Source organism: Mycobacterium sp. E3339 (genome assembly GCF_001666915.1).
Lineage (GTDB): Bacteria > Actinomycetota > Actinomycetes > Mycobacteriales > Mycobacteriaceae > Mycobacterium.
Map to the genome: position 1 here is coordinate 1 of NZ_LZIZ01000118.1, position 18,468 is coordinate 18,468.

An 18,468-nucleotide genomic window follows, 5' to 3' on the forward strand; every position below is an offset into this window, starting at 1 on the left:
CCGGCTCGGGCGCGGAGGGCGCGCGGCCGGGCCGCAAGGCCGGCGCCCTCGTGGTGTTGGTCGACGGTCACCTGGCCGGGTCGGCGGCGGCCAGCACGACCGCCCGGTATTCCGGGCGCTCCGGGTCGATGCCCTCGCTGAAGGTGCGCAGCCGGTCGACGGTCGACGCGACGGCGAACTGGGCGCCGCCCAACGACTCGACGAAATAGCCGCGCTGGCACCGGCCGGCTTCCTCGAACGTGCTCAGCACCTTGTAGAGCGTGGCGAACCCGCCGGTGACCCCCTCGGCCGCCGCCGCGCCGCGGGTCAGCACGCCGTGCCGGCCCAACAGCAGCTCCGCCTGGTAGTGGGCGCGCATGGTGGAATCGGGCTCGGGCACCGGCAGGGCCGACCATCGGCCCGCCACCGTCGGGTCGGACGGGCGGGACTGCGCGTGCGCGACGCTGTACCGGCTCAGCCGCGGCGGCCGGTGCGACCGGTGCGCCGGGGCCGAGCGCTTGCGGCTCCCGGCGCCGCCGAGCACCGCGCGCACCGGCGCGAACGTGTCACCGGTGACCCAGCCGGCCCAGATCAGCTCCCACAGCGCGGCTTTGAGCTCGGCGTCGGGGATCCCGTCCTGGGCCAGCTGGCGGAAGAAGTACGCGCCGCCGCCGGCCAGGGTGTCCAGGATCGCGCGGTGGGCGCCGGTGAAGTCGATCTCGGCCGGCGCCGCCAGGGTCAACGGCGCGGACTCGCCGACGTGCAGCGCCAGCCAGCCGTCGCCGGCCGAGATCGACCCAGCGCCCGACCAGGTCACCTCCCCGGCGGCGAGCAGCTCGTCGAGCATTGCGGGGGCGTAGTCGCGGACCCGGGGACCCAGCACCAGCGGTTCGATCGCCGAGGCCGGCATCCGGACACCGGCCAGCTGGTCGATCACCGACATCAGCCCGTCCAGGCCCGAATGCCCGGTGGGCATCCGGTGCCAGGCCGGCAGGAACCGCCCGTACGCGGCGGTGCTCACCGGCTCGACCTGCGCGCGCAGCGCGGCCAGCGAGCGCCGGCGCAGCACCCGCAACACCTCGGCGTCGCACCACTGCTCGCCGCCGGCCCCCTCGGGGTGATCCGCGGCGACGAAGTCGCCGCGCACCAGCCGGCCGTCGGCGGCCAGCCGGCCCAGCACGTCGGCAGTGACCCGCAACCCCAGCCCGAAGCGGGCCGCGGCCTCGGCGGTGCTGAACGGGGTGTGGGTGCGCGCGTAGCGGCCCAGCAGCTCGCCCAGCGGGTCGGCGACCGCCCCGGTGAAGGCGGCCGGCACGCCCAGCGGCACCGGCACCCCGACCCCGTCGCGCAGCCGGCCGATGTCCTCGATGGCCACCCACCAGCCGCGGCCGGCGAACGACACGGGCAGGGCCCGCCGGGCCGTGAGCAGGCCTTCGAGCCAGCCGCCGACCTCGGCACCGCCGGCCCGGGCGGCGACCTCTTCCTCGGTCAACGGACCCAGCAGCCGCAACAGGTCCGCGACGCCCTCGGCGTCGCGCGCCGCCCGGTCCTCCGACAGGTGCTGCAGCTGGCGGCCGGTCGCGGCGATGACGTCCGCGTCGAGCAGCTCGCGCAGCTCGACGCGGCCGAGCAGCTCGGCCAGCAGCGTGCTGTCCAGCGACAGCGCGGCGGCCCGCCGCTCGGCCAGCGGGGTGTCGCCCTCGTACATGAACGCGCCGACGTAACCGAACAGCAGCGACGACGCGAAGGGCGACGGCCGCGCCGTCTCGGCTTCGAGCACCCGCACCTTGCGCTGCGCGATCCCGGCCATCAGCGAAGTCAGGGCGGGGACGTCGTACACGTCTTGCAGGCATTCGCGGATGGTCTCCAGCACGACCGGGAAGTCCGGGTACTTGCGGGCCACGTCCAGCAACTGGGCCGCCCGCTGGCGCTGGTGCCACAGCGGCGACCGCTTACCCGGGTGGCGGCGGGGCAGCAGCAGCGCCCGGGCCGCACACTCCCGGAACCGGGAGGCGAACAGCGCCGAGCCGCCCACCTCGGCGGTGACGATGGGATCGATCTCGTCGGCGTCGAAGACGAACAGTTCGGCGCCCGGCGGGGCCTCGCCGGTGTCGGACAGGACGTCCGGCAGCCGCACGACGATGCCGTCGTCGGAGGCGGTCGGCTTCTCGTCGAGCCCGTAGCGTTCCCGCAGCCGCCGCCCCACCGCCAGCGCCAGCGGCCCGTTCACCCGCAGCCCGTACGGGGAGTGCAGGATGACCCGCCAGTCGCCCAGTTCGTCGCGGAACCGCTCGACCAGCAGGGTGGTGTCGGTGGGGACCACCCCGGCGGCGGTGCGCTGCTCGTCCAGCAGCGCCCACATGTTGTCGGTCGCGTAGGCGTCGAAGCCCAGGCCCGCGCAGCGGGCGTCGAAGGCGTCTCGGTTGAGCCCGGCCAGCTCCCCGGTGAACGCGCCCAGCGCGGCGCCCAGCTCCGCCGGCCGGCCGGCGTCGTCGCCGCGCCAGAACGGCAGCCGGGCCGGCTGGCCGGGCGCGGGGATCACCAACACCCGGTCGTGGGTGATCTCGGTGATCCGCCAGCTGGTGGCGCCCAGCGAGATCACGTCGCCGGGCCGCGACTCGTAGACCATCTCCTCGTCCAGTTCGCCCACGCGCGACGGCTTCTCCGCCTCGGTGGCGAGGTAGACCGTGAACATGCCGCGGTCGGGGATGGCGCCGCCGGAGGTGACGGCCAGCCGCTGCGCGCCGGGCCGCGCGGTCAGCGTGCCGGTGTCGCGGTCGTAGACCAGGCGGGGACGCAGCTCGGCGAACTCGGTGGACGGATACTTGCCCGCCAGCAGGTCCAGGGTGGCCTCGTACACGCTGCGCGGCAGCGTCGCGAAGGGCGCGCTGCGGCGGACGGTGTCGAACCACCGGTCGGCGTCCAGGGGCTCCAGCGCGGCGGCCGCCACCGTCTGCTGCGCCAGGATGTCCAGCGGGTTGGCGGGCACCCGCATGGTTTCGATCTCGCCGGCGAGCATCCGTTGCACGGTCACCGCGCAGCCGATCAGGTCGGTGCGGTGCTTGGGGAACAGCACCCCCTGGGACACCTCCCCGACCTGATGGCCGGCCCGCCCGATGCGTTGCAGGCCGCTGGCCACCGAGGGCGGCGCCTCCACCTGGATCACCAGGTCGACGGCGCCCATGTCGATGCCCAGCTCCAGGCTCGACGTCGCCACCACCGCCTTTAGCAGCCCCCGCTTGAGGTCCTCTTCGACCAGCGCCCGCTGCTCCTTGCTGACCGAGCCGTGGTGGGCGCGCGCCAGTATCGGCTCGGCGCCGTAGGTCTGGCCGCTGCCCATGATGTGCGCGGGCGCCCCGCCCGCCACCTTCGGGTTGGTCTCGCCGGACAGATCCACGCCGCACCGTTCGGCGTGTATCTCGTTGAGCCGCGCGGTGAGCCGCTCGGCCAGCCGCCGCGAGTTGGCGAACACGATGGTCGAGTTGTGCGCCTCGATCAGGTCGACCAGGCGCGCCTCGACGTCGGGCCAGATGCTGTTGTTGGCCAGGTTGGCCATGTCGGGCACCGGCACCTGCACCGTCAGCTCGACGGTCTTGGCCGCGCGGGGCGCCACGATGGTGGTCGGGCTTGCTCCCGACAGAAACCGGGCGAGCTCCTCGGGCGGCCGCACCGTCGCCGACAACCCGATGCGCTGCGCGGGCGGCGCGTCCCGCAGCTCTTGGGACAGATCCTGCAGCCGCTCCAGCGACAGGGCCAGGTGCGCACCGCGCTTGCCGGCGGCGATGGCGTGGATCTCGTCGACGATCACCGTCTGCACGCCGGCCAGGGTTTCGCGCGCGGCCGAGGTGAGCATCAGGAACAGCGACTCCGGCGTGGTGATCAGCACGTCGGGGGGCCGCGCGATGAGCTGGCGGCGTTCGGCGGGCGGGGTGTCGCCGGAGCGGACGCCCACGCTGATGTCGGGCGGCGGGAGGCCGTGGCGTTCGGCGATGCGGGTGAGGCCCGCCAGCGGGGTGCGCAGGTTGCGTTCGACGTCGACCGCCAGCGCCTTGAGCGGGGACACGTACAGCACGCGGGTGCCGGGCGGCTTCTCGGCCGGGCCGACGGGATCGGAGGCGAGCTTGTCCAGCGCCCACAGGAACGCGGCGAGCGTCTTGCCGGATCCGGTCGGCGCGATCACCAGCGTGTTGTCGCCGTCGGCGATGGCGTCCCATGCTTCGGCCTGCGCGGTGGTGGGCCCGGCGAACGTGCTGGTGAACCATTCGCGCGTGGTCGCGCTAAAACGGCTCAACGGCTCACGGGTGGTCACCCAACCATGGTGCCAAGGCGCACCGACAAAAGGTCAGCGCGGCTGGATCCGGGCCGTCGCCATCGCGTGCGACAGTTCCTCGGGTATCTCCGGCACCCGGGCGATGGCGTCGAACAGCGAGTGCGCGCACGCGTCGGCGAGTCGTTCGGCGTTGATCGTCGGATCGATGATGCGCTGGCGGCACAGTTCGAAGGTGAACGCCAGCCAGCCGTGACAGATCACCCGCAGGTCGCGCTCCACGTCGGCCTCCAGCTTGGCCCCCGAGATGTTGGCCACCAGGTCGTGGATGCGGCTCATGATGTGCTCGAGCTGGCGGTTCTTGGCTTCGTCGTCGACGCCCAGCAGAACCGGGTCCGACCGGCCCAGCCCGACGTACGCCGCCCAGGCGGCCTCGGGGTTCTGCTCGTGGTAGGCCATGTAGGCCATGACGCCGGTCCGCACCTCTTCGTACATCGTCAGGCCGGTGGCGTCGTCCATATTGGTGGTCTCGTACAGCCGATCGGCCTCGTCCTTGACCACCGCGGCGAAGAAGGCCCGCTTGTCGGGGAAGTAGTGATACATCAGCGCCCGCGACACTCCGGCGCGCTCGGCGATCTCGTCGATCCGCACCTCGTCGTAGGGTCGCTTTCCGAAGACTTCCGCCCCCAACGCGAGCAGCTCAGCGCGTCGATCCTCGGGGGACAAGCGCCTTCGGGCTGTCGGCATGTCAGAGATAGTACTCATCGGTGCTGAGACACCAACCACATTGTGTCTTTCCGGCCTCCGAGCCCCGGGCCAGCCATGATTCGTCGGAGTAATTGACGGTGACGTCGACGCGCCGGGCCGGTTTTGCCGGGTTTGCCGACGGGTATTTGAACCCATGCGCTTTCCGTTTGGTGCCAGCGCGGTTGCCCGGCCGGTCGCCGGACAATTCGTCATTGCGCGGTAACTATTGCGACGTAGCAAACGATGAACAATGCGTTGGCCACATGGGGGATATGAGGGGCACGAATGCACAAGGCGGATGAGCGGTCCGGTGGTGACCGCTTGGGACAGGAAGACGGCGAGGTGCGCGCCGCCATCCGGTTCGCTGTCGTGGCCGCCGCTGCGGCGGTGGTCTTTCTGGTCATGGCCGCGCTGTGGGTGAGCACCTGCCCGAGCAATGGCGTCGACACCGTCGCCTGCGGCGCGCCGCAGCGGACGCTGCTGGCGGTGGGGGGACCGTTGATCCTGCTGGCGTCCGGGCTGTGGGCGTTCCTGCGCACCTATCGCGTGTGGAAGGCGCAGGGCACCTGGTGGGGTTGGCACGGCGCGGGCTGGTTCCTGTTCACCCTGATGGTCTTGATGGTGGCGCTGGGCGTGGCCCCGATCGCGGGCTCGGCGCTGCCCCTCTGACTGGGTCTCGCCAAAAGCCTCCCGGGCGATCTACCGTTGATGGTGCAACCCGTATTGAGCTGCGCAAGAGATCTCCACTAGGAGCAGCCATGGGAGACACCTTTCATGACCCCGTCGACCATCTGAGGACTACGCGGCCGCTCGCCGGGGAGTCGTTGATCGACGTGTTGCACTGGCCCGGTTATTTGCTGGTGGTGGCCGGCGTGATCGGGGGGTGCGGAAGCCTGGCGGCCTTCGGCACCGGACACCACCACGAGGGCATGACCGCGGGCGTGCTCGCGATCGTCGCCGCCGTCCTCGGGCTGGCGTGGGTGGCGGTGGAGCACCGGCGGATTCGCCGGATCGCCGATCGCTGGTACGCCGAACACCCCGAGGTCTACCGGCAGCGGCCCGCCAGTTAGGGGCCCGTCCGGCGCGGCCGACCCCGCGGCGAGGCCATTTTTGCCAGCAAGCAAACCCGTGGGTTACCGGCCCCGTCGAGCGGGTATCAGGTGTGCACCATGATGAGTGCCGGAACGGTTGCGTCAGCGTGGTCGCCCCATCATGTGGGCCAGGATCACGAAGACACCGACATAGATGAATACAGCGAGAACGACCAGTATCAGCAGCGCGATCCCGGCGATCACCGCCACGCGCTTGAGCCGCCGCGCCCGAACCGGATCGGCGGTTCAGGCGCGCTTGTGCCGGGTCGAATACCCGGCGGCAGCCATGACTAATCGGCTCGAACGGCCGGTACACGGCGGGCTGAGGGGTGGTAGTAGTGTCAGTCAACCATTGCCGGGAGACCAGATGAACGACGCGGGATTGCGCACTAACAAACGTCAGCGTGGCCATCGCGCCGTCGAGCTGCACGTCGCGGCACGCCTGGAGAACCTCGCGATGCTCCGGACGCTGGTCGGCGCGATCGGCACCTTCGAGGACCTGGACTTCGACGCCGTGGCCGACCTGCGCCTGGCGGTGGACGAGGTGTGCACCCGGTTGATCCGCTGTGCCACCCCCGACGCGACTCTGGTGGTCGTGGTCGACCCGCAGGACGACCAACTGGTGGTGGAGGCGTCCGCGGCGTGCGACACCCACGACGTGGTGGCGCCCGGCAGCTTCAGCTGGCACGTCCTGACGTCGCTGGCCGACGACGTCCAGACCTTCCACGATGGTCGCGAACCCAACCAAACCGGCAGCGTCTTCGGTATCACGCTAACGGCGCGACGGGCGGCCTCCAGCAGGTGACCCCACCAGCTGCCGGCGGTTCCGTCTCGCGCCCGAACGAGTACGCCGATGTCCCGGACATGTTCCGCGAGTTGGCCGATGTCGCTCCGGACTCGATGGAATTCCAGCGTCAACGGGACAAGATCGTCGAGCGCTGCCTGCCGCTCGCCGATCACATCGCCCGCCGGTTCGAGGGACGCGGCGAACCGCGCGACGACCTCGTGCAGGTTGCGCGCGTCGGTCTGGTCAACGCGGTGGTCCGCTTCGACGTGGAGACCGGTTCCGACTTCGTGTCGTTCGCGGTGCCCACGATCATGGGCGAGGTCCGCCGGCACTTCCGGGACAACAGTTGGTCGGTCAAGGTGCCGCGGCGCCTGAAGGAACTGCACCTGCGCCTGGGCACCGCCACCGCCGATCTGTCGCAACGGCTGGGCCGGGCGCCCACCGCGACCGAACTCGCCGCCGAGCTGGGCATGGACCGCGAGGAGGTGGTCGAGGGCCTGGTGGCGGGCAGCTCCTATAACACCCTGTCCATCGACAGCGGGGGCGGCAGCGACGAGGACGAGGCCCGCGCCATCGCCGACACGCTGGGCGACGTCGACACCGGGCTGGACCGGATCGAGGATCAGGAGTCGCTGCGGCCACTGCTCGAGGCGCTGCCCGAGCGGGAACGAACGGTGTTGGTGCTCAGGTTCTTCGAGTCGATGACGCAGACACAGATCGCCGAACGGGTCGGCATCTCGCAGATGCACGTCTCCCGCCTGCTGGCGAAGTCGCTAACGCGGCTGCGTGACCAACTGCAGTAGGGAGCGCGGCTCTTCCTCGCCGTCGTGCAGCTCTCCCAACAGCGGCTCGAGCGCGGGCGTCGTCACCGGCAGGGTGCCGTCGGGGTCGCAGATCCGCAGCAGGCGCGCCACCGCCGGGCTGGGCGCCATCGCCCAGGACGCCTGGGCGCCCGAGCACACCACGTTGATCCGGTGCAGGGACGAAAACCCGGCCGTGCCAATGAATTTCAGGCCGCGCAGGTCCAGGATCACGCGCCGGGTGCGACCGATGCCGTGCCGCACGTAGGCCACCAGCTGGTCGGCGTTGGCGGCGTCGAGCTCACCGTCCACCGTGATCAGGGTCCCCGTGGGTTCCCAGCGCGCGGTGAAATGCGCCGGGCGGCTGTGTTGCCAAGATTGGGCCACAGACATTACTGACTCCATCCGAAAGCAGGATGCGCGAAGACGTCAGGAGTGCTTTTGAGGACAGGGAATTCACCTGCCCCGCGCGCCTTGACGTGATCCGGACGGCTGTGAACTCAACCTGCCCCGAACGGTACCCGCGCAGGGCGAGCCCGACAACTGTTTCCGGGGATTATTGTTCCGCTGGTTACTTGATCTCGGCGAGCACCGTGCCCTGGGTGATGGCCGCACCGGCCTCCACCGCGAGTCCGGTGATGACGCCGTCCTTGTGCGCGGTCACCGGGTTCTCCATCTTCATCGCCTCGAGGACGACGACCAGGTCGCCCGCGGCGACCTCCTGTCCCTCCTCGACCGCGACCTTGACCACGGTGCCCTGCATGGGGGCGGTCACCGCGTCACCGGAGGCCGCCGCACCCGAGTGCGCCCCGCGCTTGCGCGGCTTGGGCTTCTTGCGGATGACACCGGCCTCGCCCGCGCTGCCGTTGGACAGGGCCAGATCGCCGGGCAGCGACACCTCGAGGCGACGGCCGCCGACCTCCACCACCACCGTCTGGCGGGGCCGGGCGTCCTCCTCGTCGAGGGGCTCGCCACCGGTGAAGGGCTCGATGGTGTTGTTCCACTCGGTCTCGATCCAGCGGGTGTGCACCGAGAAGCCGTTCTCGTCGCCGATGAACGCGGGGTCGGACACCACGGCGCGGTGGAACGGGATGACGGTGGCCAGGCCCTCGACGTGGAACTCGTCGAGGGCACGGCGCGAGCGGGCCAGCGCCTCCTCGCGGGTGGCGCCGTACACGATCAGCTTGGCCAGCATCGAGTCGAACTGGCCGCCGATCACCGAACCGGCCTCGACACCGGAATCCAGCCGGACCCCCGGCCCGCTGGGCGTCTCGTACTTGGTCACCGGGCCGGGCGCCGGCAGGAAGCCGCGGCCGGCGTCCTCGCCGTTGATCCGGAACTCGATGGCGTGGCCGCGCGGCGTGGGATCCTCGGTGAGGTCCAGCTTTTCGCCGTTGGCGATCTTGAACTGCTGCAACACCAGGTCGATGCCGGCGGTCTCCTCGGTGACCGGGTGCTCGACCTGCAGGCGGGTGTTGACCTCCAGGAACGAGATCAGGCCGTCCTGGCCGACCAGGTACTCCACCGTCCCGGCGCCGTAGTAGTGCGCCTCCTTGCAGATGCGCTTGGCCGACTCGTGGATCTCTTTGCGCTGGGCGTCGGTCAGGAACGGCGCGGGCGCCTCCTCCACCAGCTTCTGGAACCGGCGCTGCAGGGAGCAGTCGCGGGTGCCGGCCACGATGACGTTGCCGTGCTGGTCGGCGATCACCTGCGCCTCGACGTGGCGCGGCTTGTCCAGGTAGCGCTCGACGAAGCACTCGCCGCGGCCGAAGGCGGCGACGGCCTCGCGGACCGCCGACTCGTACAGGTGGGGAATCTCCTCGATGGTGCGGGCCACCTTCATGCCGCGGCCGCCGCCGCCGAACGCCGCCTTGATGGCGATCGGGACGCCGTACTCCTCGGCGAAGGCGACCACCTCGTCGGCGTCCTTGACGGGGTCGGGGGTGCCGGGCACCAGGGGCGCCTGGGCGCGCGCGGCGATGTGGCGGGCGGTCACCTTGTCGCCGAGGTCGCGGATGGACTGCGGGCTGGGGCCGATCCAGATCAGGCCGGCGTCGATGACCGCCTGCGCGAAATCGGCGTTCTCCGAGAGGAACCCGTAGCCGGGGTGCACCGCGTTGGCTCCCGACTTGGCCGCCGCGTCGAGCAGCTTGCCGAAGTCCAGGTACGACTCCGCGGAGGTCTGGCCACCCAGGGCGAACGCCTCGTCGGCCAGCCGCACGTGCGGCGCGTCGGCGTCGGGTTCGGCGTACACCGCCACGCTGGCCAGACCCGCATCGCGGGCCGCGCGGATCACCCGGACAGCGATCTCGCCGCGGTTGGCGACAAGCACTTTGGAGATCCTCGAGCTGGCGTGACTAGCCACTGCGCCTCCTGTTTGGCATATCTCAAGCGGACGTGTTTCCGCCGTGGGCTTCTTTAAGAGAGTTTCTTACACTGACTGGGAAGTCTAAGCGCCGCGCCGTCAGGCCGATGAGGCGGTGCCGGAATTCTGGCCCGATTCGCGCAGCCGCCGCTTGATGCGCGCGAGCATCGCCGACATCCCGCGCAACCGCAGCGGGCTGATCAGCGCGGCCAACCCCAGGTCGGTGTAGAAATCCTCGGGCACCGCCAGGATGTCGGCCGCGGGTTGCTCGTCGAGACCGGCCGCCAGGATCGAGGCGAACCCCCGGGTGGTCGGCGCCTCGGCGGGCGCGCTGAAGTGCAGCCGCACCCGGTCCGGGTCGCTGGCGTCGACGTGCAGGAACAGCGGCGTCTGGCACTCGGGCACGGGCTCCATGGCCCGCTCCTCCAATTCGGGTGGCAGGGGCGGGAGTTCGTTGGCGAATTCCAGCAGCAGCGCCAGCTTGTCCTGGCCTTGCACTTCGGCGAAGTCGGACACGACCTCGGCCAGCGGGGCGGGCAGGCTCATCGGACCGGAACTGTCCCCGGCTCTTCACCCCCGACGATCGGCGTGCGCACGGTGTTGCCCCACTCGGTCCACGATCCGTCGTAATTGCGCACCCCTGGCTTGCCCAGCAGGTAGGTGAGCACGAACCAGGTGTGGCTGGACCGCTCGCCGATGCGGCAGTAGACGACCGTCTTGTCGTCGGGGTCGATGAAGTCGTAGAGCTCCTCGAGCTCCGCGCGGCTGCGGAAGCGACCGCTCTCGTCGACCGCCTTAGCCCACGGGATGGACCGGGCGGTGGGGATGTGGCCGCCGCGCAGCACGCCTTCCTCGGGGTACTCGGGCATGTGGGTGCGCTTGCCGGTGTACTCGTCCGGTGAACGCACGTCGATCAGCGGCTGGCTGCCCAGGATGGCGAGCACGTCGTCCTTGAACGCCCGGATGGGCTCGTCGTTGCGCGCGACGACGGGGTAGCCGGTGGAGGTCTTGGTCGGCACGTCCAGGGTGGTCTCCCGGCGCTCGGCCAGCCACAGGTCGCGCCCGCCGTTGAGCAGGCGCACGTCCGGGTGGCCGAACAGCGTGAAGACCCACAGCGCGTAGGCGGCCCACCAGTTGCTCTTGTCGCCGTAGATCACCACGGTGTCGTCGCGCGAGATGCCCTTGCGGTCCATCAATTCGGCGAACTGCTCGCCGTTGATGTAGTCGCGGACCCTCGGGTCGTTGAGGTCGGTGTGCCAGTCGATCTTGACCGCGCCGGGGATGTGGCCGACGTCGTAGAGCAGGACGTCCTCGTCGGATTCGACGATCACCAGGCCGGGGGTGCCCAGGTTGGCGGAGACCCAGTCGGCGGTGACCAGCCGTTCGGGGTGGGCGTAGTCGGACAGCGTCGGGCTTGGATCGGGAGGTAAGGCCACGCTCTCGAGCCTACCGCCAGCGCAGAAAGCGGGTTTGGGGCCGTCGGCATCGATTAAACTGGCCATTACTGCGTCAAACGCGAGGGGCCAAATCAAATGGAGATACTTGTCACGGGGGGCGCGGGCTTTCAGGGCAGTCATCTATCCGAGTCGCTACTGGCGGACGGGCATTGGGTGACGGTCCTGAATACGTCGTCGAAGAGTGCGACCCGAAACACCAGTGACTTTCGTTCGCACGAGCGAGCGGCATTTATCTCGGGGTCGGTGACCGACGGGGAAACCGTGCATCGCGCGGTGCGCGGTCACCACGTCGTTTTTCATCTGGCCGCCAATATCAATGTGGATCAGTCTCTCGGTGAACCGGAGAGCTTTCTCGAAACCAATGTCATGGGCACCTACCGCGTGCTGGAGGCCGTCCGGCGCTACAAGAATCGGCTGATTTACGTGTCGACCTGCGAAGTGTACGGCGACGGACACAATCTGCAGGAGGGCGAGCTTCTTGACGAGAGGGCGGAGCTGAAACCGAACAGCCCCTACGGCGCCTCGAAGGCGGCGGCCGACCGGTTGTGCTATTCCTACTACCGCTCCTACGGTCTCGACGTCACAATTGTCCGCCCGTTCAACATCTTTGGGGTGCGCCAGAAAACCGGGCGATTCGGTGCGCTGATTCCACGACTCGTCCGGCAGGCCATCAACGGGGAAGACCTCACGATCTTCGGCGACGGTTCGTCAACGCGCGACTATCTGTACGTCAGCGACATCGTCCGCGCATACAACCTCGTGCTGCACAATCCCGCGCTTCGCGGACAGGCGATCAATTTCGCGAGCGGCACAAACACCCGGGTGAAGGACATCGTCGAATACATCGCCGGAAAGTTCGGCGCCAGGATCGCACACCGCGAAGCGCGCGCCGGCGAAGTCGCTCGCTTCCCGGCCAACATCGAACTCGCGAAGAGCATCGGATTTCGGCCCCAAGTCGGTATCTGGGAAGGCATCGACCGGTATATCCAATGGGCGAAGGATCAGCCCCAGTACGCCTACGAACACGACGGGTTCGGAGGCGTCTTGTCGCCACGGTGATTGCGCGATCTCCGCTTTCCGAAAAAGGCGCATCCGGACACAGTTCACCGCAGTTAGGCTTACTGAATGCGGATGGTGTCATGGCTCGTTCGAGGAGCACGGAATTGAAGTGAACGGTCCGGCTGAGGTGTCGACACCCGGCGGCGAGTTCTTGACGCCGCTGCTCAGGGAGGTCGACGCGTGGAGTGCGCATGACGCGCTGGCGCAGTTGGTTGAGATGTTCGGCGGAGTTTTCCCGCGGCACGACAATCTGGCAGCCCGGTTGGCCGCCCTGGACGAGTTCAGCGCGGTATGGGACTACCGGAGCCGGACGAGGGCACGCACCGGCGAGCGGGTGCACTGCCAAGACGCCGGCGGCGGGGCACGATGGATGATCCCCCCGCTTGACCTCGAAGATGGGCAACTGGACACCATCACGACGCTGGCGCGACGGCTGGGCCTGACGGACGAAACATGGCCCACGCAAACAACGTTCGACTACATGCTGGTGATCGGCACCGCACGTTACTCGAACCTGCTCCGGGCCCGGTTGGCGCGGGACCTGGCTGAGAAGCATCGCGTCGGTCATATCGTGCTGGCCGCCGCTTCTCGACGGCTGTTGCCGTCCGAAGACGACGCGGTCGCATCCTGTGCGCCGGGCGCGCGTACCGAGTTCGATCTGCTGGCGGCCGCCGCGGCGGACGCGTTCGGGATGGACACCCGCGAGGTGGTACGGCGGGCGCGGCTGCGGGCCGGCGACCCGCATCGGGGCCAGATGGTCTGGCGCTTCGGCGAAGACAGCAATGACCTCGGGCTGCCCGTGACGCTGATCGAGGCACCGTCGCCGGACCCGGACAACCGCCGCGCGACCTCCGCGGACACCTTCACCTTCACCGCGCGGACACTCGACATGCAGCGATCGAATTGTCTACTGGTGACCGGCCAGCCGTTCGTGCCTTATCAGAACTTCGACGCGCTGCGAACTTTGACCGTGCCGTTCGGAATCCGGATCGAGACGGTGGGTTTCGGCATCGACCGCTACCAAGGACTGCACGAGATGGACCTGCAGCATCCCGCCAAACTGCTGCAGGAGGTCCGCTCGACGATCCGGGCCGCCCGCGCTCTGCTGGAACGGGTCACGGCCTGCCGACCGACAGCACTCGCGCCGCGTTGAGGTCGCCCAAGGTCACTCGTCGGCGGTGATGGTGCACGGTGTGGCGGGCGGGTAGCTGCCCGATACCGCGCGCAGCCGCCCCGGCGGCGGCCAGGGCCGCAGCCCCATGTTGCCCAGGTAGCGCAGCGGGTTGACATGTTGGCGGCCCACCCGCGTCTCGAAATGCAGGTAGCCGTCGGTTGATTGGTCTTCGGCGCCGAGGCTGCCGATGCGGGTTCCCGCGCTTATCCGATCACCGACCGCGATACGCCGGTCATCACCGGGACGAAACACGTAGCGGATTTCGATGTCCCCGTTGGAAATGACCACCGACTGAAGTTGATCGACATCGCTTGCGCGGCAGACAGTTCCGGATGTGACGGCGTAGACCGGGCTGCCCGGGTCGGCGGCGAAGTCGACACCGGGATGGAAACCGTCCGCGCGGGGCCCGTACCCGCGGCCGATCGCGCGTGGCTCCGCGTCGATCGGCAGCCGCGCACCCGGCTCCGTCGGGTCGAAGTCGCCGCGCACCCGCCGCTGGTAGTCCGCTTTGAGGAGGTCGACCTCGTCGAGTGCGTAGCCGAACAGCAGGGAGCGGTCATAGGCCACACCGAAGTTGTGCCGGAAATCCGGATCGAGCCGTATGTAGTGCCTGACCCGCGAAATCCGTTCCTCCAGCGTCGACCACCCGTTGTGCGTCAAGCGAATACCGTCCAGCTGCCCTATCTGGCCGTGCTCGGTGATGTTGGCCGGCCAGTGCGAATTGTGCATCAACTTGGGTCCCGCATACAGGCCCGGATACCAGCGCCAAAACGGCCCGCGCATCGCCTCGGCGGTGCCCATCACCGGCACCATGTCCGGGTATTGCGGATCGTCCCAGCGGGAAGCCATCGGACACATCAGCGCCGCGACGTCGTCGGGCGTGTGCGCGAGCACCGCACGGATGTCGACGTCAATGTGGAAAATCCAGTCGGCGTCGACCATCACCACCCAGTCCGGGCGACAGAAATCGGCCATCCGGTACAGCAGGTCCAGCCCGGTGGACTCGGGGATCAGCCACGGTGTGGACGGTAGATCTGCCCGTGCCCGAACAACGTTGGTGACCGCGGGATGGTTCGCGAGAATCGCGGCGGTGTCGTCGGTGCTGCGGTCGTCGATCGCGTAGATGTCGTCGCAGAAGGTGGCCAGCGAGTCCAGCGTTTCGGCCAAGGTCTTCCCGGCATTCTGGGCACGCGTGACCGCCAGAATCCGCAATGTGTTCCCCTTTATGCAGCGAGAACCGAAGTGTAGTAGCTGGGCTTGTCGGAGGGCGAGTTCTCATCGCCGGGCGTCCCGAGCAGGTTGTGATCGGCCAGCAGCTGCGCGGCCGTGATTCCCGTCGACCGCCACCCGCGGTTGTCGAGATAGCCGGAGACCTCGTTGCGCGCCCCGGGATAGTTCAGCGAGCAGATGTCCAGATCGAATCCATGCTCGCGCCAGGTGCGAGTCGCGCCGCGGATCATCTCTTGGACCCGCCCGGAGTCCAGCTCCGCCGACCCCACGAACGCCTCGATGGCCATCCGGCTTCCCGGCGCGCTGAGACCGGTGACGTTGTCCAGCAGGCGATCCTGAGCTTCCGGGGGGAGGTAACCGAACAATCCTTCGGCGATCCAGGCGGTCGGTAACGCCGGGTCGAATCCGCGACGCAGCAGCGCGGCCGGCCAATCGTCGCGCAGGTCGGCCGGCACCATCCGCAGCTGCGCCGTGGGCTCCGCGCCCAGCCGTGCCAGCGTTTCGGCCTTGAACCGCAGCACGTCCGGCTGATCGATCTCGAACACCACCGTGCCCGACGGCCACGGCAGTCGGTAGCCCCGCGCGTCGAGCCCAGACGCCAGGATCACCACCTGCCGAATTCCGGTGGCCGTCGCGTCGGTAAGGAAGTGATCGAAATAGCGCGTGCGGGCCACCAAATCGGTCGTCATTCGCTGCAGACCCCAGGCCGCTTCGGGCTCGTCCACGTCGGACGCGCGGAGCTCCCCGGTGGCCCACTTGGTAAGGAACTCGACACCCACCGCCCGGACCAACGGCTCGGCGAACGGGTCCTCGATCAACCGCTCGGGCGAATTGGTGGCCCGGGCGCGGCCCGCGGCGACCAGCGTCGCGGTCGCGCCGACATGGCTGGCCAGATCCCAGCTGTCGCCGTCTTTGCGCATCACAGTTCCGCCTTTCTGGCGTGGGATCTCCCCGGCTGAGGGACTGCCGAGTTTGGACACTTCGAATTTAGGAAGATTCGGCCTCGCGGAACTCCGCCGATCGGCCCGCAATGGTGATGAACGCTTCGTCCCCTGATCGGGGGACGCGGGGTTTGGTTACCGTGGCTGGCCGGTCAGGCTGCCGCTGATGAAGACGGTGTCGTCGTCGTTGGCAGCGGGCTCGTCGAGGCCGCTGCGCCGGAACAGTTCTGCCAGCGGTACGCCTTCGAGCTGCCAACCCCTGGCGCCGAGGTAGTCCAGGACGTGGTTGCGCGGGCCGGTGTAGACCAACGAAGCCAGGTCGACGTCGACGCCGTGGTCGCGGAATGGGTTGGAAATGGTCCGCGCTCGATCAGCGCCGAAATCGACGATGCTGGATACAAATTCGGTGGCGACCATGCTCCCGGGCGCGCTGAGTGCGGTGATGTCGTCGAACAGCCGGTCCTGGTCGTCCGGCTTCAGGTAGATCAGCAGCCCCTCGGCCAGCCACGCCGTCGGTGCCGCCGAGTCGAAGCCGGCGACTTGCAATGCCGTTGGCCAATCGGCGCGTAAGTCGATCGGCACGGCGCGCCGAGTAGCGGAAGGCTCGGCGCCCAGGTCCGCCAGGGTCGTCGTCTTGAACTCCATCACCGAAGGCTGGTCGATCTCGTACACCACCGTTCCGGTCGGCCATGGCAGCCGGTAGGCCCTGGCGTCCAACCCGGCCGCGAGGATCGCCACCTGCCGAACACCCCGAGCCGTGGCGTCGAGGAAGTAGTCGTCAAAGTACTTCGTGCGCACCGCGTTTCCGTCGACCATCGCCTGCGCCACGGCCGGTGAGACGTCCGCGATCGCCGACATGTCGAGTTCGCCGTCCATCAGCTTGGTGAACAGATCCAGGCCCACCGCGCGGACCAGAGGTTCGGCGAACGGGTCGTCGATCAAAGCACGCGGGTCCCTGGTGGCCATCGCGCGCCCGGCCGCGACAATGGTCGCGGTGACGCCCACGCTGGACGCCAGATCCCAGTTGTCGTCGTCCGTGCGCGACATCAGCCCACCTTAGCCCCGCTGGATTCGTCGGCGCCGCGCTATTGCCGTCGGAACAGGCGCCCGTGTTGGCTGCAGAACCAGGCGATGTTGCCGTCCGGTCCGCGGGCGAAGTTGGATCGACTGGCGGTGGGCTGGTTGTCGGGGCCGAGGTCGAGCCCATAGTCGGGCCGGTAGAAGGCCAGGCCCAGTTTGACGCTATACGGCTCGGCACCGACGATGTCCATGGTGCCGGCGAGCCGGCCGTCCCTGGCCCGGAAGTCGATGACCGTCTGCTCGATGGTGCCGTCTTGGGAGACTTGCTCGGCGATGTAGCGGCCCTCGTAGGGCTCCAGGTCGGCGGCGTCCATGTGCAGCGGGATGGCGGGCAGGTTGGTGAGCCCGGCGAACCTGCGCAGCGCCCAGTCGCAGGCGAAGAGTTCGTTGATCAGATGGAATCCGCCATCGGAATTGGTCAGCACGGTCATGGCGAAGTTGCGATCGGGCACCATGACGAAACCGGAGCGTTGCCCCTTCCAGGTGCCCCCGTGCTCGACGACGGTGACATCCTGTGCGGAGGGCCGCAGCATCCAGGTCACGCCCATCCCGGTCAGCTCGACAAAAAGCGTTCCGCCCGCGCCCGGGTTCGAGCGCATCGCCTCCAGCGACCGTCGGCTCAGGATCTGCTCGCCGTTGGGCGCCGTGCCGTCGCCGAGGTGGAACCGTGCGTAGCGCAGTTGATCTCGCGCTGTGGACATCAAGCCACCGGTGGGGTTGCAGCTGCGTGGGAATGCCCAAAAGCCGGTATCGACCACCGGTTTGCCGTCGACCACCTTGTGGGGTGCCGCCACGTTCAGGCCGATGATCTCATCGGAAAAGTAGCGGGTGTGGGGCAGCTGCAGCGGGTCGAGCACCAGTGCCTGCGCCGCGGACTCGTAGGTTGTCCCGGTGACGAGCTCGATGATGCGGCCCGCGACCACGAGAGCCGAATTGTTGTAGGCGAACGCGGTTCCCGGTGGGGTCAGCTGCGGTAAACGTGTCATCGCGTTGACGTAGCGCGCCACCGCATCATCGCCGCGCCCGAAGTCCTGGCCGTTGCGGCCGTCCCAGCCCCCGGTGTGGTTGAGCAGTTGGCGCACGGTCACCGCGGCGCTGGCCGACTCGTCGGCCACCGCGAAGTCCGGGAGGTAGCGGCGCACGGGTGAATCCAGGTCCACCTGGCCCTGCTCGACCAGCCGCATCAACGCGGTGCCCGTGAAAGTCTTTGTGGTGGAACCGATTCGGAAAATCGTGTCGCCGTCGACGGGCAGCGGGTGGTCGACATTGGTGACCCCGTAGCCCCTGACGTATTCCTGGCCGCCGGCCCAGACGGCAACCGCGACGCCCGGAATCGCATGGGCCGTCATGCCCGCGTTGATCTTGGCATCGAGCTCGTCGAACGCTGCGCCGAGATCTGCGTGGTCCCTGGATTCTGTCGAGGTCATCGGCGGATTCGAACTAGCGCGGAAAGCTTGTCTTGGGCTTCGGCGGTATCGTCCGCATGGCGAT

At 68.8% G+C, this 18,468-nt stretch carries 16 protein-coding genes and 1 pseudogene; 7 read left to right on the forward strand and 10 right to left on the reverse strand.

The features are described 5' to 3' along the window. Positions 1-73: 73 nt before the first annotated feature. Together A5702_RS10405 and A5702_RS10410 are read right to left on the reverse strand one after the other, a co-directional pair. Positions 74-4,288, reverse strand: a pseudogene (locus A5702_RS10405) (ATP-dependent helicase); the annotation flags it as partial. Positions 4,289-4,321: 33 nt separating this feature from the next. Further along, positions 4,322-4,993: a TetR/AcrR family transcriptional regulator gene (locus A5702_RS10410; protein WP_055405176.1), complete on the reverse strand. Its 672-nt coding sequence runs from the start codon at positions 4,991-4,993 to the stop codon at positions 4,322-4,324. Between the two features lie 285 nt (positions 4,994-5,278). Between A5702_RS10410 and A5702_RS10420 the strand changes: the two genes are divergently transcribed. The 5 genes from A5702_RS10420 (at position 5,279) to A5702_RS10435 (ending at position 7,674) form a co-directional block, all read left to right on the forward strand. Continuing rightward, the gene (locus A5702_RS10420; RefSeq protein ID WP_068220422.1) at positions 5,279-5,662 is read left to right on the forward strand and encodes a hypothetical protein; all 384 of its coding nucleotides are present in this window, start codon (positions 5,279-5,281) and stop codon (positions 5,660-5,662) included. Between the two features lie 89 nt (positions 5,663-5,751). After that, entirely contained in the window at positions 5,752-6,063 is a 312-nt protein-coding gene (gene usfY, locus A5702_RS10425; protein WP_055405179.1) for a protein UsfY, read from the forward strand. A gap of 99 nt (positions 6,064-6,162) precedes the next feature. Beyond that, on the forward strand, positions 6,163-6,378 hold the full coding sequence (locus tag A5702_RS26270) for a hypothetical protein (RefSeq protein WP_156669562.1): 216 nt from the start codon (positions 6,163-6,165) through the stop codon (positions 6,376-6,378). Between the two features lie 73 nt (positions 6,379-6,451). Continuing rightward, a complete protein-coding gene (locus A5702_RS10430) occupies positions 6,452-6,889 on the forward strand; it encodes an ATP-binding protein (protein WP_055405180.1) in 438 nt (145 codons plus the stop codon). Beyond that, a complete protein-coding gene (locus tag A5702_RS10435) occupies positions 6,886-7,674 on the forward strand; it encodes an RNA polymerase sigma factor SigF (RefSeq protein WP_055405181.1) in 789 nt (262 codons plus the stop codon). The genes A5702_RS10430 and A5702_RS10435 overlap by 4 nt, the downstream gene beginning before the upstream one ends. Here the strand turns inward: A5702_RS10435 and A5702_RS10440 are convergent. From A5702_RS10440 to A5702_RS10455, 4 genes are all read right to left on the reverse strand, one after another. After that, a complete protein-coding gene (locus A5702_RS10440; protein WP_055405182.1) occupies positions 7,645-8,076 on the reverse strand; it encodes an STAS domain-containing protein in 432 nt (143 codons plus the stop codon). The two genes, A5702_RS10435 and A5702_RS10440, sit on opposite strands and share 30 nt — an antisense overlap. 166 nt (positions 8,077-8,242) lie before the next feature. After that, positions 8,243-10,036, reverse strand: coding sequence for an acetyl/propionyl/methylcrotonyl-CoA carboxylase subunit alpha (locus A5702_RS10445; protein WP_067905132.1), 1,794 nt, complete (start codon positions 10,034-10,036; stop codon positions 8,243-8,245). A gap of 99 nt (positions 10,037-10,135) precedes the next feature. Continuing rightward, positions 10,136-10,582: a SufE family protein gene (locus A5702_RS10450; RefSeq protein ID WP_055405332.1), complete on the reverse strand. Its 447-nt coding sequence runs from the start codon at positions 10,580-10,582 to the stop codon at positions 10,136-10,138. After that, on the reverse strand, positions 10,579-11,472 hold the full coding sequence (locus A5702_RS10455) for a sulfurtransferase (protein WP_055405331.1): 894 nt from the start codon (positions 11,470-11,472) through the stop codon (positions 10,579-10,581). Before A5702_RS10455 ends, A5702_RS10450 begins: the two co-directional genes overlap by 4 nt. Positions 11,473-11,568: 96 nt before the next feature. Between A5702_RS10455 and A5702_RS10460 the strand changes: the two genes are divergently transcribed. Continuing rightward, positions 11,569-12,552 (forward strand): NAD-dependent epimerase/dehydratase family protein, encoded by a 984-nt coding sequence (locus tag A5702_RS10460; protein ID WP_068220425.1) that lies wholly within the window; start codon positions 11,569-11,571, stop codon positions 12,550-12,552. A gap of 109 nt (positions 12,553-12,661) precedes the next feature. Further along, complete coding sequence (locus A5702_RS10465) at positions 12,662-13,705, forward strand: hypothetical protein (RefSeq protein WP_068220428.1); 1,044 nt, start codon at positions 12,662-12,664, stop codon at positions 13,703-13,705. 12 nt (positions 13,706-13,717) lie between these two features. Here the strand turns inward: A5702_RS10465 and A5702_RS10470 are convergent, their stop codons facing one another. The 4 genes from A5702_RS10470 to A5702_RS10485 form a co-directional block, all read right to left on the reverse strand. After that, positions 13,718-14,938: a peptidoglycan DD-metalloendopeptidase family protein gene (locus tag A5702_RS10470; protein ID WP_068220431.1), complete on the reverse strand. Its 1,221-nt coding sequence runs from the start codon at positions 14,936-14,938 to the stop codon at positions 13,718-13,720. 11 nt (positions 14,939-14,949) lie between these two features. Then, on the reverse strand, positions 14,950-15,879 hold the full coding sequence (locus A5702_RS10475; protein ID WP_068220434.1) for a class I SAM-dependent methyltransferase: 930 nt from the start codon (positions 15,877-15,879) through the stop codon (positions 14,950-14,952). A gap of 153 nt (positions 15,880-16,032) precedes the next feature. Next, complete coding sequence (locus A5702_RS10480; RefSeq protein WP_068220437.1) at positions 16,033-16,944, reverse strand: class I SAM-dependent methyltransferase; 912 nt, start codon at positions 16,942-16,944, stop codon at positions 16,033-16,035. 38 nt (positions 16,945-16,982) lie between these two features. Further along, positions 16,983-18,404 (reverse strand): serine hydrolase, encoded by a 1,422-nt coding sequence (locus A5702_RS10485; protein ID WP_068220440.1) that lies wholly within the window; start codon positions 18,402-18,404, stop codon positions 16,983-16,985. Between the last annotated feature and the right edge of the window lie 64 nt (positions 18,405-18,468).